The 23,766-nt window shown below is 55.4% G+C and carries 40 protein-coding genes and 1 pseudogene; 16 read left to right on the top strand and 25 right to left on the bottom strand.

What is annotated here, in order from left to right; all coding sequences use genetic code 11:
• Nucleotides 1-10: 10 nt before the first annotated feature.
• From SynPROS71_RS06095 to SynPROS71_RS06080, 4 genes are read right to left on the bottom strand one after another with little or no spacing between them, the layout of a single operon-like run.
• Nucleotides 11-220, bottom strand: coding sequence for a hypothetical protein (locus SynPROS71_RS06095; protein ID WP_186597453.1), 210 nt, complete (start codon nt 218-220; stop codon nt 11-13).
• Nucleotides 221-231: 11 nt separating this feature from the next.
• A complete protein-coding gene (locus tag SynPROS71_RS06090) occupies nt 232-456 on the bottom strand; it encodes a hypothetical protein (RefSeq protein ID WP_186597451.1) in 225 nt (74 codons plus the stop codon).
• A 43-nt stretch (nt 457-499) separates the two neighbouring features.
• Entirely contained in the window at nt 500-841 is a 342-nt protein-coding gene (locus SynPROS71_RS06085; RefSeq protein ID WP_186597449.1) for a DUF6464 family protein, read from the bottom strand.
• 3 nt (nt 842-844) lie between these two features.
• Nucleotides 845-1,564, bottom strand: coding sequence for a hypothetical protein (locus tag SynPROS71_RS06080; protein ID WP_186597447.1), 720 nt, complete (start codon nt 1,562-1,564; stop codon nt 845-847).
• Nucleotides 1,565-1,601: 37 nt separating this feature from the next.
• On the opposite strand from SynPROS71_RS06080, the gene SynPROS71_RS06075 reads away from it, so the two are divergent.
• A complete protein-coding gene (locus tag SynPROS71_RS06075) occupies nt 1,602-2,324 on the top strand; it encodes a hypothetical protein (protein WP_186597445.1) in 723 nt (240 codons plus the stop codon).
• Nucleotides 2,324-2,545: a hypothetical protein gene (locus SynPROS71_RS06070; protein WP_186597443.1), complete on the top strand. Its 222-nt coding sequence runs from the start codon at nt 2,324-2,326 to the stop codon at nt 2,543-2,545. Before SynPROS71_RS06075 ends, SynPROS71_RS06070 begins: the two co-directional genes overlap by 1 nt.
• A 169-nt stretch (nt 2,546-2,714) precedes the next feature.
• Here the strand turns inward: SynPROS71_RS06070 and SynPROS71_RS06065 are convergent, their stop codons facing one another.
• The 4 genes from SynPROS71_RS06065 to SynPROS71_RS06050 all read right to left on the bottom strand — a co-directional run bounded on the left by SynPROS71_RS06065 (nt 2,715) and on the right by SynPROS71_RS06050 (nt 4,455).
• A complete protein-coding gene (locus tag SynPROS71_RS06065) occupies nt 2,715-2,972 on the bottom strand; it encodes a Nif11-like leader peptide family natural product precursor (RefSeq protein WP_186597441.1) in 258 nt (85 codons plus the stop codon).
• 227 nt (nt 2,973-3,199) lie between these two features.
• Nucleotides 3,200-3,424: a Nif11-like leader peptide family natural product precursor gene (locus SynPROS71_RS06060; protein ID WP_186597439.1), complete on the bottom strand. Its 225-nt coding sequence runs from the start codon at nt 3,422-3,424 to the stop codon at nt 3,200-3,202.
• 208 nt (nt 3,425-3,632) lie between these two features.
• The gene (locus tag SynPROS71_RS06055; protein WP_186597437.1) at nt 3,633-3,893 is read right to left on the bottom strand and encodes a Nif11-like leader peptide family natural product precursor; all 261 of its coding nucleotides are present in this window, start codon (nt 3,891-3,893) and stop codon (nt 3,633-3,635) included.
• 277 nt (nt 3,894-4,170) lie between these two features.
• The gene (locus SynPROS71_RS06050; protein WP_186597435.1) at nt 4,171-4,455 is read right to left on the bottom strand and encodes a hypothetical protein; all 285 of its coding nucleotides are present in this window, start codon (nt 4,453-4,455) and stop codon (nt 4,171-4,173) included.
• A gap of 218 nt (nt 4,456-4,673) precedes the next feature.
• Here SynPROS71_RS06050 and SynPROS71_RS06045 point away from each other — a divergent pair, with 218 nt between their 5' ends.
• Nucleotides 4,674-4,895, top strand: coding sequence for a hypothetical protein (locus tag SynPROS71_RS06045; protein WP_186597433.1), 222 nt, complete (start codon nt 4,674-4,676; stop codon nt 4,893-4,895).
• A gap of 180 nt (nt 4,896-5,075) precedes the next feature.
• Here SynPROS71_RS06045 and SynPROS71_RS06040 read toward each other — a convergent pair whose 3' ends face one another.
• Complete coding sequence (locus tag SynPROS71_RS06040) at nt 5,076-5,348, bottom strand: Nif11-like leader peptide family natural product precursor (protein WP_186597431.1); 273 nt, start codon at nt 5,346-5,348, stop codon at nt 5,076-5,078.
• A gap of 227 nt (nt 5,349-5,575) precedes the next feature.
• On the opposite strand from SynPROS71_RS06040, the pseudogene SynPROS71_RS13865 reads away from it, so the two are divergent.
• Nucleotides 5,576-5,782, top strand: a pseudogene (locus SynPROS71_RS13865) (hypothetical protein); the annotation flags it as partial.
• 227 nt (nt 5,783-6,009) lie between these two features.
• Here SynPROS71_RS13865 and SynPROS71_RS06035 read toward each other — a convergent pair.
• From SynPROS71_RS06035 to SynPROS71_RS06015, 5 genes are all read right to left on the bottom strand, one after another.
• Nucleotides 6,010-6,249 (bottom strand): Nif11-like leader peptide family natural product precursor, encoded by a 240-nt coding sequence (locus tag SynPROS71_RS06035; RefSeq protein ID WP_186597429.1) that lies wholly within the window; start codon nt 6,247-6,249, stop codon nt 6,010-6,012.
• Between the two features lie 202 nt (nt 6,250-6,451).
• Nucleotides 6,452-6,721 (bottom strand): hypothetical protein, encoded by a 270-nt coding sequence (locus SynPROS71_RS06030; RefSeq protein WP_186597427.1) that lies wholly within the window; start codon nt 6,719-6,721, stop codon nt 6,452-6,454.
• Between the two features lie 3 nt (nt 6,722-6,724).
• Nucleotides 6,725-6,994 (bottom strand): hypothetical protein, encoded by a 270-nt coding sequence (locus SynPROS71_RS06025; protein ID WP_186597425.1) that lies wholly within the window; start codon nt 6,992-6,994, stop codon nt 6,725-6,727.
• A 125-nt stretch (nt 6,995-7,119) separates the two neighbouring features.
• Nucleotides 7,120-8,604, bottom strand: a complete 1,485-nt coding sequence (locus SynPROS71_RS06020; RefSeq protein ID WP_186597423.1) for a hypothetical protein — start codon at nt 8,602-8,604, stop codon at nt 7,120-7,122.
• A 556-nt stretch (nt 8,605-9,160) separates the two neighbouring features.
• Complete coding sequence (locus SynPROS71_RS06015) at nt 9,161-9,415, bottom strand: hypothetical protein (RefSeq protein ID WP_186597421.1); 255 nt, start codon at nt 9,413-9,415, stop codon at nt 9,161-9,163.
• A 3-nt stretch (nt 9,416-9,418) separates the two neighbouring features.
• On the opposite strand from SynPROS71_RS06015, the gene SynPROS71_RS06010 reads away from it, so the two are divergent.
• Entirely contained in the window at nt 9,419-9,649 is a 231-nt protein-coding gene (locus tag SynPROS71_RS06010; RefSeq protein ID WP_186597419.1) for a hypothetical protein, read from the top strand.
• A 574-nt stretch (nt 9,650-10,223) separates the two neighbouring features.
• Nucleotides 10,224-10,907, top strand: coding sequence for a response regulator transcription factor (locus SynPROS71_RS06005; RefSeq protein ID WP_186597417.1), 684 nt, complete (start codon nt 10,224-10,226; stop codon nt 10,905-10,907).
• Between the two features lie 153 nt (nt 10,908-11,060).
• Here the strand turns inward: SynPROS71_RS06005 and SynPROS71_RS06000 are convergent, their stop codons facing one another.
• Nucleotides 11,061-11,546: a hypothetical protein gene (locus tag SynPROS71_RS06000; RefSeq protein WP_186597415.1), complete on the bottom strand. Its 486-nt coding sequence runs from the start codon at nt 11,544-11,546 to the stop codon at nt 11,061-11,063.
• Between the two features lie 271 nt (nt 11,547-11,817).
• Here SynPROS71_RS06000 and SynPROS71_RS05995 point away from each other — a divergent pair, with 271 nt between their 5' ends.
• Entirely contained in the window at nt 11,818-12,222 is a 405-nt protein-coding gene (locus tag SynPROS71_RS05995; RefSeq protein ID WP_186597413.1) for a hypothetical protein, read from the top strand.
• Between the two features lie 159 nt (nt 12,223-12,381).
• Here the strand turns inward: SynPROS71_RS05995 and SynPROS71_RS05990 are convergent, their stop codons facing one another.
• The 5 genes from SynPROS71_RS05990 to SynPROS71_RS05970 form a co-directional block, all read right to left on the bottom strand.
• Nucleotides 12,382-12,651, bottom strand: a complete 270-nt coding sequence (locus SynPROS71_RS05990) for a Nif11-like leader peptide family natural product precursor (protein ID WP_186597411.1) — start codon at nt 12,649-12,651, stop codon at nt 12,382-12,384.
• 298 nt (nt 12,652-12,949) lie between these two features.
• On the bottom strand, nt 12,950-13,237 hold the full coding sequence (locus SynPROS71_RS05985; protein ID WP_186597409.1) for a hypothetical protein: 288 nt from the start codon (nt 13,235-13,237) through the stop codon (nt 12,950-12,952).
• Nucleotides 13,238-13,241: 4 nt separating this feature from the next.
• Nucleotides 13,242-13,613 carry a hypothetical protein gene (locus tag SynPROS71_RS05980; protein ID WP_186597407.1) on the bottom strand — a complete coding sequence of 124 codons (372 nt, stop codon included), beginning with the start codon at nt 13,611-13,613 and terminating at the stop codon, nt 13,242-13,244.
• 48 nt (nt 13,614-13,661) lie between these two features.
• Nucleotides 13,662-14,006: a hypothetical protein gene (locus SynPROS71_RS05975; RefSeq protein ID WP_186597405.1), complete on the bottom strand. Its 345-nt coding sequence runs from the start codon at nt 14,004-14,006 to the stop codon at nt 13,662-13,664.
• Between the two features lie 177 nt (nt 14,007-14,183).
• Nucleotides 14,184-14,534: a hypothetical protein gene (locus SynPROS71_RS05970; protein ID WP_186597403.1), complete on the bottom strand. Its 351-nt coding sequence runs from the start codon at nt 14,532-14,534 to the stop codon at nt 14,184-14,186.
• A 182-nt stretch (nt 14,535-14,716) separates the two neighbouring features.
• Between SynPROS71_RS05970 and SynPROS71_RS05965 the strand changes: the two genes are divergently transcribed.
• From SynPROS71_RS05965 to SynPROS71_RS05945, 5 genes are read left to right on the top strand one after another with little or no spacing between them, the layout of a single operon-like run.
• Nucleotides 14,717-15,310, top strand: coding sequence for an AAA family ATPase (locus SynPROS71_RS05965; protein WP_186597401.1), 594 nt, complete (start codon nt 14,717-14,719; stop codon nt 15,308-15,310).
• Between the two features lie 51 nt (nt 15,311-15,361).
• The gene (locus SynPROS71_RS05960) at nt 15,362-15,838 is read left to right on the top strand and encodes a pentapeptide repeat-containing protein (RefSeq protein ID WP_011932996.1); all 477 of its coding nucleotides are present in this window, start codon (nt 15,362-15,364) and stop codon (nt 15,836-15,838) included.
• Nucleotides 15,838-16,284, top strand: coding sequence for a hypothetical protein (locus tag SynPROS71_RS05955; RefSeq protein WP_186597399.1), 447 nt, complete (start codon nt 15,838-15,840; stop codon nt 16,282-16,284). The genes SynPROS71_RS05960 and SynPROS71_RS05955 overlap by 1 nt, the downstream gene beginning before the upstream one ends.
• Nucleotides 16,271-17,611, top strand: a complete 1,341-nt coding sequence (locus tag SynPROS71_RS05950; RefSeq protein WP_186597397.1) for a circularly permuted type 2 ATP-grasp protein — start codon at nt 16,271-16,273, stop codon at nt 17,609-17,611. The genes SynPROS71_RS05955 and SynPROS71_RS05950 overlap by 14 nt, the downstream gene beginning before the upstream one ends.
• On the top strand, nt 17,608-18,042 hold the full coding sequence (locus tag SynPROS71_RS05945) for a 23S rRNA (pseudouridine(1915)-N(3))-methyltransferase RlmH (protein WP_186597395.1): 435 nt from the start codon (nt 17,608-17,610) through the stop codon (nt 18,040-18,042). Before SynPROS71_RS05950 ends, SynPROS71_RS05945 begins: the two co-directional genes overlap by 4 nt.
• Nucleotides 18,043-18,054: 12 nt before the next feature.
• On the opposite strand, the gene SynPROS71_RS05940 is transcribed toward SynPROS71_RS05945, so the two are convergent.
• Nucleotides 18,055-18,723, bottom strand: a complete 669-nt coding sequence (locus SynPROS71_RS05940; RefSeq protein ID WP_186597394.1) for a hypothetical protein — start codon at nt 18,721-18,723, stop codon at nt 18,055-18,057.
• Nucleotides 18,724-18,853: 130 nt separating this feature from the next.
• Complete coding sequence (locus tag SynPROS71_RS05935; RefSeq protein ID WP_186597392.1) at nt 18,854-19,258, bottom strand: hypothetical protein; 405 nt, start codon at nt 19,256-19,258, stop codon at nt 18,854-18,856.
• Between the two features lie 98 nt (nt 19,259-19,356).
• Here SynPROS71_RS05935 and SynPROS71_RS05930 point away from each other — a divergent pair, with 98 nt between their 5' ends.
• The 3 genes from SynPROS71_RS05930 to SynPROS71_RS05920 are packed head-to-tail and all read left to right on the top strand — an operon-like array spanning nt 19,357 to nt 21,845.
• The gene (locus SynPROS71_RS05930) at nt 19,357-20,076 is read left to right on the top strand and encodes an SGNH/GDSL hydrolase family protein (protein ID WP_186597390.1); all 720 of its coding nucleotides are present in this window, start codon (nt 19,357-19,359) and stop codon (nt 20,074-20,076) included.
• A 45-nt stretch (nt 20,077-20,121) separates the two neighbouring features.
• Nucleotides 20,122-20,565: a LexA family transcriptional regulator gene (locus tag SynPROS71_RS05925; RefSeq protein WP_186597388.1), complete on the top strand. Its 444-nt coding sequence runs from the start codon at nt 20,122-20,124 to the stop codon at nt 20,563-20,565.
• A gap of 5 nt (nt 20,566-20,570) precedes the next feature.
• Nucleotides 20,571-21,845, top strand: coding sequence for a Y-family DNA polymerase (locus SynPROS71_RS05920; RefSeq protein WP_186597386.1), 1,275 nt, complete (start codon nt 20,571-20,573; stop codon nt 21,843-21,845).
• A gap of 8 nt (nt 21,846-21,853) precedes the next feature.
• Here the strand turns inward: SynPROS71_RS05920 and SynPROS71_RS05915 are convergent, their stop codons facing one another.
• Nucleotides 21,854-22,228, bottom strand: coding sequence for a hypothetical protein (locus SynPROS71_RS05915; RefSeq protein WP_186597384.1), 375 nt, complete (start codon nt 22,226-22,228; stop codon nt 21,854-21,856).
• Nucleotides 22,229-22,342: 114 nt separating this feature from the next.
• Between SynPROS71_RS05915 and SynPROS71_RS05910 the strand changes: the two genes are divergently transcribed.
• Entirely contained in the window at nt 22,343-23,209 is an 867-nt protein-coding gene (locus tag SynPROS71_RS05910; protein ID WP_186597382.1) for a DUF481 domain-containing protein, read from the top strand.
• Between the two features lie 2 nt (nt 23,210-23,211).
• On the opposite strand, the gene SynPROS71_RS05905 is transcribed toward SynPROS71_RS05910, so the two are convergent.
• Together SynPROS71_RS05905 and SynPROS71_RS05900 are read right to left on the bottom strand one after the other, a co-directional pair.
• Nucleotides 23,212-23,508: a hypothetical protein gene (locus SynPROS71_RS05905; protein WP_186597381.1), complete on the bottom strand. Its 297-nt coding sequence runs from the start codon at nt 23,506-23,508 to the stop codon at nt 23,212-23,214.
• Complete coding sequence (locus SynPROS71_RS05900) at nt 23,508-23,765, bottom strand: hypothetical protein (RefSeq protein ID WP_186597379.1); 258 nt, start codon at nt 23,763-23,765, stop codon at nt 23,508-23,510. Before SynPROS71_RS05900 ends, SynPROS71_RS05905 begins: the two co-directional genes overlap by 1 nt.
• Nucleotide 23,766: the final 1 nt, after the last annotated feature.

Raw genomic sequence — 23,766 nt, 5'->3', positions numbered from 1 at the left:
CATTGAGCTCTTAATGATCGGCGTAAAGCTGCTGCGCCTGAGTCCAAACCTCATCGAGCTGTTGGTCACTGAGCACGAGCGCCTGAGGGTGAACGCGCGCCAGCCAGGCGCGGCGGTGCTCTGGGGTCTCATTGTTGAAAAAGGTCTGCTGTGCCGCAAGAACGCGAAATTTAAGAAATTCCAGAAGCACAGCTCGAGCGCGCAGAGCGGAATGCTGCATCCAAAGGGCCTTCAGAACAATTGCCAAACCGCATTGTCGGGTCTGTCAGGTGCGGCATGGAGATCAGTGGGTTCCTGTTGCGTGACTCTCCAAGCAGGAAGTCTGCAATCGCGATAGCTCGGATGTTGGATCAGGATGCCGTCCTGATCATCCGTTGAGCCATAAAAACCACCAACCCAGTGCGGCCGTTCATTCAGACCGCCTCGAAACCACACCCAGCATCGCTCGCGTTTCATCGATCCACGGTGTTGTTCAGGGCTCCATTCTGAAGAACTGGGGCTAGGGAGCAGCCTCGCGATGCACACAGCGTTCGCAGGGACCCTCCGGGAGCACCGCACAGCGCAGGAGTGGGCTGAGTGCATTGAAGCGGCAACTGGGATCTCCAATCACCCAACCATGACGGAACCAGCGGGCATCCTCCGGTTGCTTCTGTGTCTTCACGAGAAGGACCACAGAACGCAGTTCGTAGCGACCGGAGCGAAGCCTGTAACGATGCCGTCGCTGCATGACCAGGAAACTTCTGGTGTCGAGTGAAAACCAACGGCCAGGGTGGGGAGGATCCTCCATCTCCAGCCGATCGATCGGCTGCTCGCTGCCGAACTGACGGATCTCGATGAGCATGGCTCAGGTCTCCTCAACGACTGGAGGGAGCCGAACCGAAAATCCCCAAATCATCAACCCAGTCACCACAAAGAGCGTCAACAGCCCAGGGATATCAATCGTCGGGAAAACAAGCTGGATCAGCAACTTGAATCCAACGAACGCCACGGCCAGATAACCGGCCGATTCAAGTCTGGAATAGATCTTCAGCCAATGGATGAACAAACCCGACGTAAAGCGAAGTGCGATCACTCCGATCAGGGCACCTGTTATTACCAGCAGAAGTTGATCACTGATCGCCACAGCGGCAGCCACGCTGTCGATTGAAAACGCGAGATCCGTAAGGGCGAGGGTCAGAACGGTGCGGCGAAAACGCACAGTCGGCGCAGACTCCTCCAAGGCCTGAGAACCGTCCTCAGTGGCAGCAGGCCGCCAGTGCTGATAACAGAGCCAAAGAAGATAGCCAGCTGCCAGTAGCTGGATCGGCGGGAAGGCCAGCACCCATTGCGCCAGAAGAATGAGAGCAACGCGCAGCACGAATGCCATCAACACACCCAGATTGAGAGCGCGACGCTCGAGAGCTGGATCCTGCTGGGTGCGGGCAATCGCAGCCAAAGCGATGGCATTGTCTGCGGACAACAGCAGTTCCAGACTCACCAGCACAGGCAACAAGGGAAGCAGTTCACCAAGTTGATCAACGCCATCCAGCCAGGGGGTTAGGGAAGGCAGTGCAGCTGTGTCCATCAGCCCAGCCTAGAAATGGGACGCGCCGACCAGTGGCATGAAAACCCAAGCCCAGCTTTGCCATCACAACGACCAGCGCTGCATTGTTCGCGTGGAAGCCTTTGACGGCGACACGTCACTGGGCAGTGCCCTGGGTGAGGCGCCCACGGCAACCGAAGCAGAAGATCAGGCCATCGCCAGGCTGCTGCAACGCCTGGGAACGCCCAAGGCAACGACAGCCAGCAACAAGGAGCTTGTGCGCCGCAACGGCCAGGAAGGGGATCGAACTGCACAGAAGGCAACGCCTGTCTCTGAGCCGCAAACTCCCCCCGCGATCAAAACCCCAGAGCAAGACACCCAAACCAGCGCTGTCAACGAAGCGCCCACTGATCCCGACGATTGGAGCGAAGAACTCACCGCAATCGACCTCGAGTTGCAACGCATCGGCTGGGATCGAGCCAATGAATCCATTTATTTGGAGCGAGCGTTTGGCCACAGCAGCCGACATCGACTCACGCGCTTCAGTGATCTCGTGGCTTATCTCAAGCGCCTGCGTGAACTTCCAGCCTCGAGCGATGCACAAACGGCGACGATTCCCTTACGCCGCTCAGATCTTGTGAACCAGTGCGATGAGATCCTGAAGCGCCTCAATTGGCCGCAACAGCAAGCCCGAGAGTTTCTTCAAAACAACTTCCAAGTGGGTTCAAGGCAGCAGCTGAGTGATGAACAACTGCTTGGATTCAACATGCTGCTGGAGGAGCAGTTGCTGCCACCCGATTGATGGTGAAAGACGCCAACGGCTATCGGCGGATGAAGGTGCATCCCACCTGTAAACGAGTGATTAGGAGTTTGTCGAATCTTGAGTACAAAGCAGGATCAAGCGTGCCCGACCCAAAGAGCGACCATCTCCACATGGCAGATGCAGTGGGCTATGCGTGCGTGGCACTGGCGAAAGGATTACTGCCTTACTCCATCGGGCAAAGCGGCTTCCAGATTTATTGAGGATGGGCGAGCGTAGCGAGCAAAAACCCCGCCATTGCTGCGCACTATTGTTACTTAATTGACGAAAATTGTGCCAGGTATCGGAAGCCGTTGTGAGCTGGATAGGGTTGATGTAGAAATAAAAAGCCCCTGTGATTGCAGGGGCTTGTGTAGACTGAAGAATCAAGAATCAGAAAGGGTTCCAAGTTTTACCCCAAGGATCTATAAACCCATGGCCACAGTTATTCCCACCACCAGCCACGCCTTCTAGTTCCTCTTCTGATATCTCTGCCTGTGATTTCTTCAGCTCCTCAGCAGAAATAATAAAACCTGCAGCCTTGGCAATCGTTACGACGGCATCGACATCGCCAGCCGTCTTCAGCTTCTCCTGAAGCCCAGCATCAGCCTTGACTGCTTCCATGAATGCCTTGAGTTGCTCTTCTGACATGGGAACGTGTGGAGCTACAGCCTGTTTTTAGCAATCGTTGACGGCCTTGTCAGCAAGCAACAAAAAACCCCGCCATTGCTGACGCACTACTGTTACTTAATTGAAGAAAATTGTGCCAGGCATCGGAAGCTGTTTGGGGCTGGTTGAGGGTGGCTGAAGAAATAAAAAACCCTGTGATTGCAGGGGCTTTTGAGGATTTAGGCTGGAATAGGTCTATAGTAAGTTAGTCAACCCAACCATTCCCAATCTATCTGTCCACCAGCCACGCCTTCAAGCTCTTCTTCTGAAATCTCTGCCTGAGATTTCTTTAGCTCCTCAGCTGAAATAGCAAAGCCCGCTGCCTTCGCAATCTCCACTACAGCATCCGCATCGCCTGCTGCCTTCAACTTCTCCTGAAGCCCTGCATCCGCCTTGACGGCTTCCAGGAAAGCTTTGAGTTGCTCTTCTGACATCGTGTTTGTTTTTTGACAGTCACTTCATAGCAAAACCAACAGCATTTGTCTGCTCAAAAAACCCCACCATTGCTGACGCACTACTGTTGCTTAATTGACGAAAATTGTGCCAGGTATTCGGAAGCCGTTTGGGGCTGGTTGAGGGTGGCTGAAGAAATAAAAAGCCCCTGTGATTGCAGGGGCTTGTGTAGGCTGAAGAATCAACAGCTTAAATGACCGCCGACGCCCCAAAAGAACACCCAACCGATTGACAAGCACATTTATTCTGACCCCCACCAGCCACGCCTTCAAGCTCCTCTTCTGAAATCTCTGCCTGAGATTTCTTTAGCTCCTCAGCTGAAATCACAAAGCCTGCAGCCTTGGCAATCGTTACGACGGCATCGGCATCGCCAGCCGTCTTCAGCTTCGCCTGAAGCCCTGCATCCGCCTTGACGGCTTCCAGGAAGGCTTTGAGTTGCTCTTCTGACATGGGAATAGGTGGAGCTACAGCCTGTTTTTAGCAATGGTTGGCAGCGTTGTCAGTTAGCAACAAAAAACCCCGCTCGTTGCTGATGGGGTGAATGTTTAGTCGAGTGATGAATCAACTCTGAGCGACAGGCTGCCGACCGAATAACCATTTTCGCATCGGACGCATGCCAGGGCAACGCCCCCATGGCTCGTCATGCGCTTCCTCTTGGCTTTCAGAGGTAAATTCTTCCTCAGCAGTTGTGAAAGAACTTGCTAGCTGTGCGCCGCCGCGTGCCGCATCAACTGCGTTGTCCATTTGACTGTGCCTCTGCGCCAAATCCGCCAGCTATGGCGAGTAGTGCGACCGCATCCAGCTCTAAATCATCGAACTCGTCATCGTCATCCATCTGCCTCAGAAAGCCACGCACCTCATCGGCGGTCACCGTCATCCCTTTCTCTGCTGCGATCTCAACCATGCGACGGATGGAGGCATCAGGGTCTGAGGTCATCAGCTTGAACAGCTCCCCTTGAACCTCCATGGACACCCCATCACGCAGTGCCTTGAACTCTTCCAGCGTTGCCATTAGGTGAATCGCAGCGTGACTCCTTTTTAGCTGCGGACAACTCGTAAGTCTTCACCCCTGTTGCCATCTCACCTGTGCGTACGCTCCACCATTGGTTATTCACCAGAGCGTACGCATCTGCGTTTAAAAGCACGTCCTAATCACCGAGAAGTCAGTCCATCACTACCATCAGCGGCATACAACATGCTGCTGGAGGAGCAGTTGCTGCCACCCGATTGATGGTGAAAGACGCCAACGGCTATCGGCGGATGAAGGTGCATCCCACCTGTAAACGAGTGATTAGGAGTTTGTCGAATCTTGAGTACAAAGCAGGATCAAGCGTGCCCGACCCAAAGAGCGACCATCTCCACATGGCAGATGCAGTGGAATATGTGTGCGTGGCACTGGCGAAAGGATTACTGCCTTACTCCATCGGGCAAAGCGGCTTCCAGATTTATTGATGATGGGCGAGCGTAGCGAGCAAAAACCCCGCCATTGCTGACGTACTACTGTTACTTAATTGACGAAAATTGTGCCAGGTATCGGAAGCCGTTTGTGACTGGTTTATGGGTGTGACTGAAGAAATAAAAAGCCCCTGTGGTGGCAGGGGCTTTTGAGGATTAGGCTGTATCATCAATCATTTAATCATTAATAAGGCCCCATGCATTCGATGGCCCCCACGGTGCCGCATAATTGTGCATCGCAAGGCCCAGCTGGCCCCCAGCCACGCCTTCAAGCTCCTCTTCAGAAATCTCTGCCTGAGATTTCTTCAACTCCTCAGCAGAAATCACAAAGCCCTCAGCCTTAGCAATCGCTACTACGGCATCGGCATCTTTTGCTGCCTTTAGCTTTTCCTGAAGGCCCGCATCTGCCTGGACGGCTTCCCAGAAAGCTTTGAGTTGCTCTTCTGACATTGTTTTGAGAGGGAGAGGTGTAATGACCTCCAATATCGCCCATCCTCAGCCTCGTGTCAGCAGGATGGCGTGAGCTCCACCAATGAGCCACTCCCATAGCCACCACAACCTCCAAGCACCCCCCTAGCCCTTCCCCGTAGCTTCTTCGCCCGCCCCCCGCCCAGGCGGTCGCCCCCGCCCTGATCGGCTGCCTGCTGGTGAAGCGCCAAGTGGTCGGCAGCTTGCTTTGGAGCTCAAGGATGCTGAAGCGATTGGTTGAGACAAGAGGTGCTCATAGAAGCAAGAGAAAGCGTGTCTCACCAGGGCAGCAGCAACTGCCTTTTGCATTTGATTGTCGCCTCAATCAAATCCCAGAGGAGTGGCACCAGATTGCGGTGAGATTTAGACGAGCCAATGGCATCCGTGATGGCGATAGGGAGCGAAGTGATTGGTGAATGTGTTGAAGGAATAAGGGTAGAAGTTAGGAGAGAAGTATTGAGGATGGTTTTGGTGTGCCCTTGATTTTTCGGTTTGGCGCTCAGGGTCTTGATGGGTCTGTTATTAGGCTGCGTTGAATGCAATGGTGCCAGGTATTGGAAGCCGTTGTGAGCTGGTTAGGGTGGATGAAGAAATAAAAAGCCCCTGTGGCGACAGGGGCTTGAAGGGATTACGGATAAAATAATCACCAACTCCACCCAGGTGCCGCATTCGTACACCAGCAGGTGCCCCCAGCCACGCCTTCCAGCTCCTCATCGGAAATCTTTGCCTGAGATTTCTTCAGCTCCTCAGCTGAAATCACAAAGCCCGCTGCCTTGGCAATCGTTACGACGGCATCAGCATCTTTTGCTGCCTTCAGCTTCTCCTGAAGACCAGCATCAGCCTTGACGGCTTCCAGGAAAGCTTTGAGTTGCTCTTCTGACATGGGAACGTGTGGAGCTACAGCCTGTTTTTAGCAATCGTCGGCAACGTTGTCAGTTAGCAACAAAAAACCCCGACAATGTGACGGGGTGAATGTTTAGTCGAGTGATTAATTAACTCTTAGCGACAGGCTGCTGACCGAATAACCATTTTCGCATCGGACGCATGCCAGGGCAACGCCCCCATGGCTGGCAGTGGGCTTCCAATTAGCACATGGTCCCACCACCTCTACCACCAGCAATGGCAGCGAGAGCCACGGCATCCAGCTCGATGTCGTCGAACTCTTCCTCTTCGTCCATTTGAAGCAGGAAGCCACGTACCTCTTCAGTGGTGAGCGTCACACCCTTCTCAGCGGCAATCTCGACCATCCGCCGAAACGACGCCTCAGGGTCTGAGGTGAACAGGGAATACAGCTCGGTTTGCACTTCGGGGGAGACAGAAGCGCGTAGCTGTTTGAAGTCGTTGAGGGTCGTCATAGGTCAGCAGCGAGATAATTGAGCATTACCACCAGCAATGGCAGCGAGAGCCACGGCATCCAGCTCAATATCGTCAAACTCGTCTTCCTCATCCATCTGCTTGAGGAAGCCCTTCACCTCATCCAGTGTGAGGGTGACGTCTTGTTCAACAGCGAGTTCCACCATCCGCTGAAAGGACGCCTCAGGGTCTGAGGTCATCAGCTTGAACAGCTCCCCTTGAACCTCTATGGACACTCCATCACGCAGTGCCTTGAACTCGTCCAGTGTTGCCATCAAGGAAACCGCAGCGTGACTCCTTTGTAGCTGTGGATAACCCGTAAGTCTTCAGCACAACCGAGCAGGCAACAAAAAACCCCGCCATTGTGACGGGGCTGATGGATCAAAGTAGAACCCTTCGGTCAGACACCGTAGAAACCTTGGGTATTCGCCATGACCGCCGAGGAATTATCGCCAGAAAGCATGCCAAGAAGTTGCTGCGAATTTAAATCGTCACCTGTATACACAGCTTCTAAATAACCGCTCGCAAAGATACCAAGCCCTTGTTGACCATGTGCTGATGCAGAGCGGACGCTAAGTTTATTTGTTGCTGCACCAAGAATTTTGATCTGATCAAATGCGTCAAGCTCTGTGATGATGTCAGCCTTTTCCCCATTTGGGCTGTTTCCTGCTTTCCCGTACCACCAATTCTCAAGAAGTTGATCAGATTTGATGACAATTAAATCTTTACTGCCATCATCGTTGGCTAGGTAAGTGTTCCAGCCGAAGTCGCCCCAAAGCTCATCTCGCCCAGTGCCACCAGTAATGATGTCACGTCCATTGCCGCCACGGATGCTGTCATTACCAGCACCACCGTCAATGACGTCCCATCCAGCAAGACCTCGAAGTGTTTGCGATGAGCTGCCACCATTCAAGAGGGAAGATTCAACTTGGATGGATTGTTGAGATGGAGTTGTTCCGCCAAGAATGGCAAGTTGCCTGGCCATCAGCAATGACTCATTGGAATTAGCAACTCGGTTAACAGGCAGCTCACTTTGCCAACCAGGAGCGCTGAGCACTGCTTTCTGTCCTGTTATGTCGCTAATGCCTTGACCTTGGATCAACTGAGCAAGGCTTGTCGTGCTCGCATCAAATGTAAGAACTTGCGAATTATTACTGCCGATAGCAATCGTGACATCTCCGTTGTTGATCGTGTTGTTGTCTCCATTTACGTTATTGATATTACTATTATCTCCAGTGACACCATTTGTCGACGAACCGGGACCTCCCCCCACCACATTTTGACCACCGCTAATATCTTGGTTGATAGTTGTATTGGTCTCTGTATTACTACCATTAACTTGATTGCCCCCGATAGTTGTTGAGCTGGGACCACCTCCAACAACCGCTCCGTCACTGCTATCAATATCAATATTTAAATTTATTCCCTGACCGAACTGGGCGGGGACCGTTTCATTTACGCCAATTCTATAATTCCCGTAGTAAGAGCTATAGCCATCAACATCAATGATCAAATCTCCAGTATAGTCGGCAGTGAAATTAAAAGTCTTGTCCCTGTAAGATGAGATATAACTCGATGCATAAGAGTTGTCATCCATTCTAAGAGTTGTACCCCTGTCATCGGTAAGCCTAATGTAAGAGGTCCGCAAATTACTTGGATCGTAGTTGATCTCGTAGCTATTTCCTTTGGTAACACTTACCTTGAAGTAGTCCCTGTCGTAGTCATACGCGTAGCGATAACCATGGCCACTCCAGTAGCGGTATCTGGGATTCTGAATTGATGCAACATAAGTGTTGTTAGCTTGAATTGCTGTGGCGGAATAACGCGAATCACTGACGCGGTCATCAGTTCGATCAGTTCCATATTCAAGTGTGTAGGTAGCCATGGCAGCAAGCAATGAAGGGGAATGTTTGATGCGAGAGCAGAAATGCTCAATCGCATACCTCGTAAAGCCGTCATCTCGCTCAGAGAATCAGGGTTTTTTAAGGTTTTCCTCACCAATGCATCATTCACTCTCGCTCCTGCGCTCCACATCCCCCAACTGGGGGATAAATCCACCCGATTTCAGCCGCCCTCCTCCCCCCATGGGCTAGAGGCTGACCCCCAGGTGCCAACCCACCAGCCTGTCCGCTTCGTCTGTCGTGAGGATTGGGTCCAGCCCATCACACATCAGCTCAATCACAACAGGCTCTCCAAGCCGTTCGATGCCTAGAGACAGCCACGCCTTGAAGGCCTTGGAGTCGTTGTCACGCAGTGCGAGGAGCAGCTCCTGCAGCAGCGCAATGGCTATCTGAGGTCGAGGGTCATTTCATTTTTCGGGTGCAACTGCTGAAAGCATTCCCCGCTGAAAAGTGTTCTGTTTCGCCTCGACAGACTGGGGTATGGCAAAGAAGGCAGCACCAGCAGAACAGCAGGTCGCACTGCAGCCAGCTGCGATCAGCTCATTTGAGATACCCGCCGTAATTACAGAGCTTGTAGGCAGTGGCCTGTGCGCCGTCGGGCCATTTGTTGCCGAAGCCGATCGTGGCGATTGCGGCATTGATGCGCTCATTGCCCCAGCGCCCCGACACGCCTTTGGCCTTGAGACCAATTGGGCACAGAGCACGTAGCGCCTGATTCTCTGCGTTGGTTCTGGCTTGAGCGGCAGTGCCGGTGGCCAGGCCCAGCAGCACCAGCACCGATAAAGCGGACCTCATCTGATGGTTGTCTCTCCCACCACTTCAGCACCCACCGCAGTGATTAGGGAGCCCACCTTTACGCAGACCTTGATGCTCGATGCTCCCTTTGGCGATGACCTTTGCGTCATCAGTGCCAGGGGCACCGGCAAAAGCTGGGGCATTGTTCTGGTCGTGGTCAGGGACCACGCGCATTTCGCTCTGAGAACTGCTGAAAGCATTCCCCGCTGCAACAAAAAACCCCGCCATTGCTGACGGGGTGAATGTTTTGTCGGGAGATCGATAGCGACACCTACGCCCCCTGCTTTCCCCTTGTCGGGTCTTGTATAGCTTTCAGCCCTCAGGCTTCAGGCTTCAGGCTTCAGGCTTCAGGCTTCAGGCTTCAGGCTTCAGGCTTCAGGCTTCAGGCTTCCCAGCATTGTCAGTATGAAGAGCAAGTCGTGATATTTCCAATTTTGCTGCATGATCCGTTGTAGCTATTGCCATAACTATCACGTCCATTAAAGAAGGTTGTGTTTCCTACGCGAGAACTAGAGCCATTGTAGCTATAACCGTTAGAGCCATATCCGTTAGTATAAGTATGATTTCCAACGCGATTGGAGTTGTAGTTATAATAATCTGCCCTTGCACTAGTGGTTGCGAAGAAAGATGCTCCCAAGATTGTTGCTGCTGCGATTGCGTTGAAGAGTTTCATTTGAATTAGGTGTTGTGGAGGTCATCCCTCCTGGACCTCTTCACCATCGCCGTTCCACCCCTCCATCCACATCACCCAAAAGTGCTGTCCTGAAGCCAATTCACTGGTCACAATGGGTGAGACACAAAGCCTGGTATGGAGTTTCCGCTTCGTTCCGCTCAGATCCGATCAGCCTTTGACCAGGGCAAGCCTTATTTGGCTGGAAAGACGGCGGTGGCTTGTATGGGCGACCTCCTGACCCTTGCGTCCTTCAGTCTTGTTCCTGTCGTCAGCGAAACCTTGATAGGGGCTTACACCACTCAAGATGAGGCAGCTGATGCTTGCAATCAGAAAAGCCCTGACCTCTTGTTCGTCACTGAAAACCTTGAGCAGGGCTACGGCCTCAGCCTTGCAAGACACGTTAAGGAGTTCAGCCCTAAGACAAGAACCTTGGTGTTCCTCCACCGAGAGACGCAGGCTGTTGTGCGAGAAGCCTTGGATGCCTTTGCAGAGGGCGTGATGTTCGTCAGCTCCTTGGGAAAAGGTGTCGATGGTGATTTCATCAGATCCCTGTCAGCCATTGCCGAAGGCGGGAACTACTACCCAAAGGACGTTCAGACGGCGGCGGGCTATGAGGGCATTGAGCTTTTGCCTGAATTGTCTGATCGAGAGATGGAGGTACTGAAAGTCCTGTCCTGCGGGATGACCAACAAAGAGATTGCTGACACTTTGTTTGTGAGCGCAGAGACAGTGAAAACTCACGTCAGTTCAATCATTGGAAAGATGGGCGTCAAAGACCGCACGCAGGCAGTGATTAAAGCGATTAAGGCTGGAATCTAAAAACCCCGCCATTACGACGGGGTGAATGTTTTGTCGGGAGATCGATAGCGACAACATCAACGCCCCCTGCTTTTCCCTTGCGGGTCTTGTATTGCTTTCAGCCTTCAGTATTCTCCCAAACCAGTGGCTTCAGGCTTCCCGACTGACGGCTACTCATCCAGCATCGCTCTGTAGTTGCTGCATAAATGAACACAGGCGGTCTGCTGTCTCTTGCTTGTCCCAGTCATGGCTTTGAACCAAGTCACTAATAATGACGCACGCAAGGTTCCAGGCATCAACCACCCCGCCGATGAAGATGGTGTCGCCGGGATACTCACGGCACTTCACCGAACCGTTGGGGTAAATGGTGTAGAAGCAACTACGCGTGCTTTCGCCAGTGATTGGGTTGTCCAGGCCCCAGCTGAAGTTCCAGCCACCATCCTCGTTTTTACTATTCATACAGAAGGGTTTAGGCAGACCTGAACATTTCATTGATTCCGAAAAGTCCCAGAACATCTTGACGGAAATGTAAACGGCTTCACCGAGATTGAAGCCTTCATTTTTGCGGGCTTCCTCCAAGGTAACGGCGCTAGTTACTATAAACTCTTCGAGCTGAGCTCGACTAAGTTGCTTTACTTGAGGTTTGAGTGATTGGGTCATTGCCTAACTTGTGATGTGTGGGACTCTCGCCCCGTGAACACACCATCGCCGTTCTCGCTGGAAAGCAAATCCCCCAACAGAGCCATTTATTTGCCCGATTTCAGCCGTCTGCCTCCGCCAACTGAGGGAGCAACAAAAAAACCCGCCATTGCTGACGGGGCTGGTGAGTGTTTTATCGGGAGATGTATCGACACAATCAACACAAGGGCAAGGGTTCACAAGGGCTACCATTCAATACAGAGGCACATAAAAGGGGCTCAGGGTGATCTAGTTGTCAACACAGGGCGATCAGACTAAAATTAAAGTAGATAATCATATACAAGTGCCACGACTAGCCAAGGCTTGCTTTGTATCTCTTGGTCTACTGCTAGCTGGTTCAACTCCACCAGTTCAGGCATCTCAAACATTTAAAGAAATCACTCAACCCTGCAAGGCCTCAGAAGAAGCAAATAACGCCTGCGATGCAATGGCAATTCATTTTTCTGCAGTAGCCCACTATTCGTATCTTTGCAGGCTAGAGCAAGCCAGCGGAGTAACACCAGAGATGCTTTCTGAACAACCAAGAGTTCACGGAAAGACAGAACATAGAAAACAAATTGCAAAGATTGCTTTTAATATAGCAATTGGAAAAATTAAAAAAAGTTATCCAAACTGTTCGGTTAAAGCTATTCCATAGAATTTTCTATGGCTGCCAGCAATATGTTTTCCCGCCATTGCTGACGCACTACTGTTACTTAATTGACGAAAATTGTGCCAGGTATCGGAAGCCGTTTGGGGCTGGTTGAGGGTGGATGTAGAAATAAAAAGCCCCTGTGATTGCAGGGGCTTTTTAGGATTAGGCTGCCTGGGTTCCAACACAAGCAGGGTTCAAACACATACTGGTTCCCAAACACCCACATTCACTCCCACCACCAGCCACGCCTTCAAGCTCCTCTTCTGAAATCTCTGCCTGAGATTTCTTTAGCTCCTCAGCTGAAATCACAAAGCCTGCAGCCTTGGCAATCGTTACGACGGCATCGGCATCACCTGCCGCCTTCAACTTCTCCTGAAGACCTGCATCAGCCTTGACGGCTTCCAGGAAGGCTTTGAGTTGCTCTTCTGACATGGGAATAGGTGGAGCTACAGCCTGTTTTTAGCAATCGTCGGCAACGTTGTCAGCATGCAACAAAAAACCCACCATTGCGACGGGGTGAATGTTTTGTCGAGTGATGAATTAACTCTTAGCGACAGGCTGCTGACCGAATAACTGCTTAAGCGTCGGAAATATGACAACTATTGATGGCTGATTTATGAGCTTTTTGTGGTGACTGAAGAAATAAAAAGCCCCTGTGGTTGCAGGAGCTCAAAGGGATAGGCTGTTACCTAACATTCCTTGCACTGCACAGGAGCTGTTTTCAGGAGCTTCAATTAGGTTGCCCCGAAAACCTCCTACTCTTGCCCCCCGATACGCTTGTCAACATCTCTGGTGTTATTTCGATATCAATGTCGTCGTCGTCCAGGTTCTCCAGGTAATCAACAACCTCGGTCGATGTTGCATCTAATTTGAGTCCCTTATCTGTAGCGAAGGCGATAATCATGTTGGCGCCACGCTCAGGCTCTTCCAGGTAGGCACTGAAGACAGACTGCTTGAGTGATTCGTTCTCCTTAGACAGAAGCTGCTCTTTGACGGCATCAAGCTGTTCTTTTGACATGGGTTCAGCTCCTAGATGGGACAGGGTTAGCACCGAATAACCACTTGCGCATCGGACGCATGCCAGGGCAACGCCCCCAGGGCTCGTCGTGCGCTTCCTCTTGGCAATGACAATCCTTGCCACCCCCACCAGCAATACTCGTCAGCATCTCTGGCGTTAGTTCAATATCAAACTCGTCTTCGTCCATCTCATCGATGAAAGCAATCACTTCATCTTGATTGAGGGTGATGCCTTGCTTGGCACCAAAGGCGATGATCAGATCTGCACCACGCTTGTCATCTTCCAGATACGCAGCCATCACGCTCTTGCGTAGGTCTTCATACTCATCGGTGAGCAACTGGTCAATGACGGTTTTGACCTGAGACGACTCGCTCATGGGTGATGCTGCAGTCCGCTCATTTTCGCACTGGTGTCTCGGTTGTCATCAACCACCAAACAGCCATTTCCTCATCGGACGCATGCCAGGGCAACGCCCCCATGGCTCGTCATGCGCTTCCTCTTGGCAGCAGCTCGTTTGACCTCTGCCACCAGCAATGGCAGCGAGAGCAACGGCATCCAGCTCAATATCGTCGAACTCGTCATCGTCATCCATCTGCCTCAGAAAGCCACGCACCTCAGCAGAGATCACCGTCATCCCTTTCTCTGCTGCGATCTCCACCATGCGACGGATGGAGGCATCAGGGTCTGAGGTCATCAGCTTGAACAGCTCCCCTTGAACCTCTATGGACACTCCATCACGCAGTGCCTTGAACTCGTCCAGTGTTGCCATCAAGGAAACCGCAGCGTGACTCCTTTGTAGCTGTGGACAGCCCGTGAGTCTTCAGCACAACCGTAGTGGCAAAAAAACCCGCCATTGCTGACGGGCAATAAGAAACGCTGGCAACGCGCGATTGATTGGATTATGGATTCGAGCAAATGAATCAAGAGCTCCTGGTTTTTTAGACCACTACCAAACGCCGACAGATTTGCCTGAAGCCCAAAAGCCTGCCCCCGCGAAGAAGCCCTTAACCAGAAATGCTGCTAAAAACCAGGCGCCGCCACTGACATTTGCTAGCTCTTCTTGGGAGAGCTCAATATCCTCGTCGTCCAGTGATTGTTGACCGATATCTCGTATCGCTTGAACAATATCTTCAGGGCTTGCATCGAGCTCAAGTTCTTTTTCTTTTGCAAAATCAAGAATCATATTGGCGCCACGCTCCGCATCTTCCACGAGGGCGTTGTAGATGGATTGCTTTCGATCCTCATTGCCCTCTGTCATCAGTCTGTCACGAACCGCTTTCAGCTGATCTTGCACCATTGTTGAATGTAACTTGAAACCATATGATGGCTCAAGCGTCAGCAGTTGTCAGTCTTGCTGAGATAGTTCAGCCTCCTAAGGCAGCAGCACTGCCAACGCATATGTCCCAACAGCTGCTGCCTGAGTGAGAGGCCGAGCGGCCACATCTTCGATTCAGCGCTAGAAGAGCGCAAAGGCAGCCAATGCACGTGCGAATCGCGATCAGCGGAGCCCATTCCCAGGGAAAAAGCACATTGGTTTGGGATTGGGTGAAACGGCATCCTCACTACATGCGCGAGGAGGAGCCCTTTCGAGCGCTTCACAGCGAGGGCTATGACATCCAATTTCGCCAGGAATGCAATCGCCTCCATAACGGCATTCAGATGTATTACAACGCCAGCCGAGTGAATGCCTATCAATCCAGCGACGAATGCGTGATCTTCGATCGCGCGCCAGTGGATTACATCGCATACTCGCAATACACCGCCGACTACGGCACCACTGACATCAACGATGCATTCGTTGAAGCCATGGTTCCCAGGGTGAGAAACACACTTCAGAACCTGGATCTAATCGTTTTCATCCCCATCAGCGACCAATGGCCTGTGGAGATGGAAGACGATGGAATTCGCCCTATTGACCTGCCCTACCGCAGTGAGGTTGATGCCATTTTCAAACAGATCTACCGCGACCAGCGATTCAATGTGATGCCCTCGCTGAACGCACCGCAACTGATCGAACTTTGGGGATCCCGCGAGGAGCGGCTTGACCGCATTGAAAAAGTCATCAGGGCGTGAAGGCTCCACGCCTCAGGCCGCTTAGGCTGAGGTCGAGCCCGTTTCTGACTCATGCAACGCCGTCTGCTGGCTCCACTGCTTGCCTTGTGGCTGGTGTTCGGCCTCCTGCTTCCCTCCGCTGAGGCAGCGATGGATTACGCCAAACAGGTGCTGATCGGAGCTGATTTCTCCAACCGGGACATGCAGGGGGTGACCTTCAACCTCACCAACCTGCGCGAGGCTGATCTCTCTGGCAGTGACCTGCAAGGGGCCAGCTTGTACGGCGCCAAGCTGCAGGACGCCAATCTCAGCCGCACCAATCTCCGCGACGCCACGCTGGATTCCGCCGTGCTCAACGGCACGGATCTCACCGATGCCGTTCTGGAAGACGCCTTCGCGTTCAACACCCGTTTCATCGACGTGACGATCAGCGGCGCTGACTTCACGAACGTGCCCTTGCGTGGTGATGTGCTCAAAACCCTTTGTGCAGCGGCAGAGGGCACCAACCCCGTGACTGGACGGGACACCCGCGACACCCTGGGCTGCTGATGAGCTTTGACCCTCGCAGCCTCGAAAGGCTAAAGAAACTGGGCCGGGAATTGCCGCAATCGCTGCCAACCCCCGCAGAGAAGCCCAAAGATGCCTCGCGCGCCAGCGAGCGGCGCCACAAGGTGGAAACCGAAGAGAACCCCCAGGTTCTGTTCCACGAGCTGATGAAGGTCAGCGCCGATGGCTCCGTTCCTGAGCATCTGATGGATCGCCTTCGCCAAGCGGAGACCAAAGCCGAAGCAAAACGCCGGCAACAGCCGCGAGGAACAACACACAGCTCTTCACCCCATGAGGCGGCTCTGCCACCAGCTCCTGCAGCTGCTCGCAACGCTGGCCCAGGAAAAAACACCCGTCCTCAACGGCCCGCCGTGACTCCCGGCAGCGAAGAGGAAAGCCTGTATGTGGCGTTCGGGCAGCTTCTGCTCGAAGACGATGACGCCGGCTGAGGCCATCCACACCACCCTCCAGCAGATCGCATTGAAAGAATGGCAGGAGCTTCAGGTCTCTGGCCAAGACCACCTCACAAGGCATGGGGTCCAGATCAAGGACAGTGTGGTTCCTTATGACCCCTGGCCCAGGGTGATTCATGGAGCGGACTGGGACGGACTCTGCGCAGGCATTTCGCAGCGTCACCGGGCCATCAATTGCTTCGTTGCCGACGTTTACAGCCGCCAACTGATCCTCCAGGACGGCGTCATCGCCAGAGAAGAAATCGAAGGATCTCCGCTCTGGCAGTCCGACCTTCAAGGTCTCTTTTCACCAGACCATTGCTGGTGTCTGATCAACGGGTTGGATTTGATCGGTGGCCGCCAGCAGGGCTGGCGGGTTCTGGAAGACAACCTCCGCCGGGTCGGAGGCCATGGCTACGCCGTGGGCATCCGAGAGGCCTCCTGGACGGCCGGACTCGCGAAGAACGCGGCGCATCAACCGCGTCCAGTTCTGCAGGGTCTGCAGCAGCTCCGCGCTGCACTGCATCAGCTCTGCCCCTATCAGGATGATCCGCTGATCGTGTTGCTCACCCCCAGCACCGTGAGCACCGAGATCAGTGAGCACCGCTTTCTGGCTGCAGCGATGGGGATTGCCCTGGCGCGCCCAGAGGATCTGCATTGCGATCAAAACCAGGTGTTTCTCCTTCAACACGGACAGAAGCTGCCGGTGGATGTGATCTATCGCCGCAATGAGGATCGCATCGGCATGGAGCCCGATGGATCCAGTGCCTGGCTTGGCGTGCCAGGCCTGAAACGGGTGGCCGCGGCCGGAAACGTGCAGATCGCCAATCTCCCTGGAGCCGGGATCGGCAGCGACAAGGCCCTGTATCGGCACGTTGGCGCCATGATTCGCTACTACCTCGGCGAAGAGGCCCTGATCGAGCAGGTGCCAACGTTCAGTTGCCGGGAACCGAAAGAACTGGAGCATGTGCTTCACCAGCTCAAGCAGATGGTGGTGAAGCCGGTGGACGGTGCCGGAGGTTTCGACATGCTCCATGGTCCAACCGCCTCCGCAGCTGAATGCGATGCAATGGCGGCGTCTCTGCAAGCACACCCTGAGCGTTTCATCGCCCAACCGGCGCAGGTGCTGCACACCCTGCCGACGTTGATTGGGGAACAGCTCCAACACTGCGCCGTTGATCTCCGGCCCGTCTCTTTGCTTGGAGATACGCCCCAGGTGCTTCCAGGAGTGCTCACCCGCGTGGCACCCCCTGGGTCCTCAATCGTGAATCTGAACCGCGGCGGCAGCCTCAAGGACACCTGGATTCTCGACGACGCGGCATGAACATCTCCCGCTGCCGGATCATTGCTGTTGGCAAGGTACGCAAGGCTTGGGTACAGGAAGGGGTGGAGCTCTACCTCAAACGACTCCCTGGGCTCACCGTGGTGGAACTCAAGGACAGCAGCAGAGAGAAGGAGGCGGAGGCGATCCGTGCCGCTCTGCGATCCGATGAACTCCCGGTGATGCTGATGGAGCAGGGTGACACCCTCGCCTCGGTGCCCTTCGCCACGCGACTCGACCAGTTCGGCAATGAACGCCTGGCTTTTGTGATCGGCGGCGCCGATGGACTCACCGATGAACTCAAAGCTGCCGCCCGCTGGCAACTGAGCCTCTCACCGATGACCTTCCCCCATGAACTGGCCCGGCTGCTGCTGCTCGAACAGCTGTTCCGGGCTCAGGCCATTCTTCAAGGCAGCCCGTACCACCGGGCATGAATGGTCTTCAGCTCATGCATCCGCAGCCAACGCGTCTGCCCAGGCATCCCGGCAGCGCCACCATCGCAGATACCCCAGCTGACGGACGTGGGGCAACAGCTCGCGCATCATTTCGGCAGCGGCGGAACTCGCCGGGTTGGGATGCTGCCGCGCCAGCCGGTAGTTGGCACAGAATGCACCGAAGGTTCCTTTTCTCACTCCTCTCTGACGCTCCAGATGCTCTTGCAGCAAGGCATCGGAGCGGTGGGTGCTGACCTCAGTGGCGGCGGCTGAAGCTCCGTAATCCTGATCCGCAGGTAGGAGATCTTCACCGGTGAATCCACACACATCACCGGCGGCGAGTGCCGCCCGATTGTCAGCATCAAAGGCTTGCACCGCTTCCCCGCCCCGCTGCTCGAGCTCCTGACGGCAGATTTCGGCGATGTCCTGATCACGCCAGTCGAACAGATCACCCACGCCGTTGGAACGCACGATGTCGACCATCTGGCGGCGCAGCATTCGTTCACAGGCAGCAGCCTGTAGGCGGTCATGCTCCGTGCGTTGCGGCTGGCGCAGCGCCCATTCCGCATTCAGAAAAAACGCTGAGGTGGTTCCTTTGCGATGCCCTCCAGCGCTCTGCTGAGACGCTCCCATGATCTGCTCGGGTGTCACGCAGGGATCAGAACCCATCTCATCGGCCATGGAGCAGCTCCCTTTTGTGCCCAGTCTCCAGAATTAGAGCCTGTGGTCTATCGAATCTGCAACACCTCCATCCGCAGCTGCAGATCAGCTGGCACAAGGGCCGGTTGTCGATTCAGGTTGAGCGAGGAGGTCATGATCCACCACAGACTCTCCAGGGCGTGAGGGTCACTGGCTGAAATTTGGCGATGCTCATCGTCCAGGCGCGTCCGCTCATCGCCCGCAAACCTGTGCAGAAAGCCTCGGTATCGCCGCTGTTCAACCAGGCTGCTTTCAACGCCGGAAGGTCCTCCGGCAAACGCTCCATCGCCAGCTCCACCAGCAGCAGACTCTCGTTTCCGCAGGCTCGCTTCAGAACGTTGTCGTCACTGCGCTGCCAGACACGCAGCAACAGCTCCAAAGCCAGGCCATGGGCTGCTTGGGTTGGCTGATCAGCACTGGCTTCCTCGGCCTTGAGTGAACGCCCCGCAAGGGGAAGCGCTCGCGCTCCTCCCTGTTCGATCAGGGCCAAAGCCACGAGGTAAGGAGTCTCAGCCATTGGAGCGCATGCAGTCCGGGCATCCTCACTGATCGGAACCGCGTTGGCAGCCAACCCAAGTCGTCGCTGAACTGAAAGGACGTGCGTCCACACCATCGATGCCAGCGACCATCCAGGACCCCCGAACCGTCCTCTGCTTTGGCGACTCCAACACCTGGGGATTCAACCCGGATGGCAGCGGGCGCTTTCCGCAGTCAACGCGATGGCCGAATCAGCTGGAGCATGCTCTGAACCGAACCAGGCCTGCACTCCCCTGGCGAACCGCGGAGGAAGGACTCAATTCCCGCACCTGGCTGCACGACGATCCCATCGGAGCCGCGAACTACGGCGGCGACTACAGCTGCAACGGACGGGCCGACTTAATGACGGCTCTGCACAGCCACAAACCAATCGATGTGGTGATCCTTGCCCTGGGGTGCAACGACTGCAAGGGCTATCTCAATCTCTCCGCCGCTCAGATCGCGGCAGGTGCTCGCATCCTGATTCACGACACCCGCCGGGCCCTGAACTGCGGTCCCCGCCTTCAAGAACACACCGCACCGCAGATCATCCTGATGACGCCACCGGCTGTGCTGATCACCAGCCAGTCGTTGGCCTGGGGATTCGAGGGGGCCGCGCTGAAATCCAAGGACGTGGCCGAGCACTACCACCGACTGGCCGCTGAACTTGACGTGACCTGTTTCGACGTGCAGCCCGTGGCCAATCCCTCGTCCCTGGATGGTGTTCACTTCGATGCCCAGGCTCAGGCGCTGATTGCTGCCGGGCTTGCTGCATGCATCCGCCAGACCCTGGGGCAACGCCCAAACCCAGACAATTAGAACATCTGTACTAATCTAGAAGCCTGCCTTGCTCGTTGCGCTTCTGTGGCGTTCGATCACTCCTTCAGCCCAGTACCGCTGCCCCTGCGCTCCCAGCGCCATCCGCTTCTCCTGCCCCTGGCTGGCGAACGGGTGGCCGCAGGCTTTCCCTCCCCCGCGGACGATTACGTGGAGGTAGGAATCGATCTCAACGACCAGCTGATCCGCCATCCCACCAGCACATTCTTTCTAAGAGTGAGCGGCGATTCCATGACCGGCGCCGGCATTCACGACGGCGATCTGCTGGTGGTGGACCGCAGCCTCGACCCCAGACCAGGCCGGGTCGTGGTGGCGGTGCTCGATGGCGGTTTCACACTCAAACGCCTGGCACGCCATCGCGGTCGACTGCGACTGGAAGCCGCCAATCCCGACTATCCCCCCCTGGAACTGGAGGGCTGTGGCGACATGCAGATCTGGGGTGTGGCCATCCATGTGATTCACCCCCTCTAAACACCATGAGCCGGGTCACCGCCCTGATCGACGCCAACAATTTCTATGCCTCCTGTGAACAGAGCCTCGATCCGTCCCTGCTGGGACGCCCCGTCGTGGTGCTGTCCAACAACGACGGCTGCATCGTGGCCCGCAGCGCCGAAGCTCGGGCCCTCGGCATCGCCATGGGCACCCCCTACTTCAAGGCGAAGCAGGCGCTGGAGGCCCAGGGCGTTGTGGTGCGCAGCTCCAACTACGCCCTCTATGCCGACATGAGTCAGCGGCTGATGAGCCTGCTGGAAAGCCAGGTGGAAGAACTCGAGGTGTATTCCATCGATGAGGCCTTCGCTCGCATCAGCCGTCCTGCGACTGGCGATTTACGACCATGGGGCCGACGCATGCGAGCCCTGGCACGGCGCAATCTGGGGCTACCGATCGCCATCGGACTGGGAGCGAGCAAAGGCCAAGCGAAGCTTGCGAACCGCCTGGCGAAGGTGGAGGCCAGCCATGCCGGCCTGTTCGATCTCGGAGACTGCGGCGACAGGGATCGCTGGCTGGAGACGATCGCCATCGAGGATGTGTGGGGAATCGGCCGCAAGCTGGCCCGCTGGTGTCGCCTGCGGGGCGTCCGCAATGCGCGGGAGCTGCGCGACATGGCCAGCGGCCCACTGCGTGCCAAAGCCGGTGTGGTGGGAGTACGTCTGCAACAGGAACTGCAAGGTCACGCCTGTCTCCCCCTCGATCTCACCCCGGCACCCAAACAGGAAACCTGCGTCAGCCGCAGCTTCAGTCGGCCGGTCACCTGTGTGGAAGAGCTGCGCGAAGCCGTGGCCACCTATGTGGTGCGAGCGGCCGAGAAACTACGCCGGCAGAATCAACGAGCCGCGGCCCTGAGTGTGTACACCCGCACCAGCCCGTTCGTACCCGCCTTCTACAGCCGGAGCGCCAGCACTTCTCTCGACCTACCAAGCAACGACACCCAAGTGCTGCTGCAGGCAGCCCTTCCCCTGGTAGAGCGCATCTTTCAACCCCATCGGCAACTAGCGAAAGCTGGAGTTCTCATGCAGCACCTGCAGGGCACCGAGCAACTGCAGCACCACCTGCTGGTGCCCTGCAACGCCGTGGACCAGGCACGCCGGGAGGTGCTGATGCGCACCATCGACCAGCTCAACCAACGCCATGGGCGGGGAACCATTCAGTGGGCCGCCTGCGGCCTGCATCCGAGCTGGACGATGCGGCGTGGGCAGCTCGGCCGCGCTGCCACCACCCGCCTGAGCGATGTGCCGATCGTGCAAGCCTGAACCGGACGTCAGCGCGATGAGAGGAACGCGCAATCACCGAGGGCGGTGACGACCTCGCTGACTCCATCTTGAAAATGACGGTCATCGATCGCGCCGGTTCTGGCGAAGCTGGCCTTCAGCTCCTGCAGTTGGGACGCTGCCACCTCAGGGGACAGCAGCTTGTCGTCCTTGACCAAGGAACAGAAGGTGGCCGCCGCTCCGTAACCAAAACCGCTGGAGAACGCACGACGCCCGAACCAAGCAGCGGAAAACGGCAGGATCACGCCTCCACCAACAAGCACAGCCAGGATCACGATCCAAAAGCGTCCACCTTGTACCCAATAGGGAACGAGGTAGAGGCCGTCATCAGCTGGTGAACGGTCTCGGCGGGGGTGATCAGGCATCAGAAAGCACAGCAGAACAGACGTGTTGTGAAAGGATCTGGTGACGCAACGTGAGCAATAAGAGTGCTGCGAAACAGTTCAGTCATTGCAGCGCTGCTTCTGTTCAGCCAACCAGTGGTCGCTGCTCCAACCACAACCGAGCAGCAGGTCACGATCAAACTAAAGAACGGAGACACGCTGAAGGGCGTACTGGTTCCGGACGAGACCACAGAGGCCATCACGATTCTCCTGCATCCGGTGCTCGGTCGTCTGCGCATTCCGGCCACAGCCCTGATCACCGAACCACCAGCGAAACCATGGAAGCTGAGTGTGTCCGGTGGACTGTCTGCGAACAACACAGACAGCGATCTCTCCGCCGGTGGAACCTTTCAGCTCGACACCAGCTATAGCGAGGGTGCTGACAAGGTGGCCCTGAAAGGACGCGCCACCTATGAGGTGTCACGGGACCAGGGAGAAAACGCAAGCACAACGGACACCAACGAAGGCGATGGTGAGCTGCGCTACACGCGAAGGTTGGGGGATCGCCTGAATGCCTACGCAACAACCACATTCAATTACGACATGCTCAACACGATCGGAACCGACGTGTTTGTGGGGTCCGCAGGCCTGGGCTACGACCTGATCAAGAACAAAACCACAACCCTGAATCTCTCTGTGGGCCCCTCCATTCAGCAGATCTGGGGGGGGCCGGGATGTGAAGCGGATCCAATCTGCGGACAGGCCTTTGCTGCAGGAACCGCCAGAGCACAGCTGGAATGGAAGCCAAGCTCGCTCGCCAGCATCACCGTCACCAACAGCTACACGGGCGCCTACGTCAATGGCATTGCCACCAACAACACCTTTTCGGTTGCCCTGAAGATCTTTCCCATGGGGAATCAACGGCTGTTCACGTCACTCAACGGACAGACGATCTTCAACGCACTGCAAAGCCCGAGGATCAACAACAGCGTCTCCATGCAGCTAGGGATCAAGCTGGATTGAGATCAAGCGTGCTGCAACAGCTGCACTGCCTGGGAGCGGCTGCTGTACAAGAGCACCATGCGCTCCCCATGGGCATTGAGCCCTGTCTGCTCGCGCAGCAGATCGGTACTGGCCAGCGCCAGTCCACAGGTTTCGCAGAACAGCACCGGAAGCGTGCCGCCATGGCCCGACATCTGCTGCAGATCGAGAGCCTGACGAGCAGCCCGCTGCGCCTTCTCAAGACCCAAGCGCTCCACCAGCGAAGGCCAGAGACCATTCACAAGCTCACAGGCACTGAAATCAATCGAAGATCCCGTCATCAAACCGGTAATTGCTCAATGGCCACCACAATCATCTGCGGCGTCACCGGAATGGTTTCCAGGGCATCGTTGTTGTCGAGGTACGCATCGAACGATGCGAAACGCTCGATGCGGGGCTCAGCGCCTTCGGCGGCACAGGCCTTGATCCAGTCGTTGTCGTCGGGCTTCACCGCCACATAAGCCTGAAGGGCTTCCTCCAGGTCACCACCATCACCAATGCCCTCCCCGTGCCAGATCGCCTCGAAAAATTCAGACATC

The sequence above is a fragment of the Synechococcus sp. PROS-7-1 genome (assembly GCF_014279795.1).
Classification (GTDB): domain Bacteria; phylum Cyanobacteriota; class Cyanobacteriia; order PCC-6307; family Cyanobiaceae; genus Synechococcus_C.
This window is presented reverse-complemented; position numbering and strand designations above follow the sequence as displayed.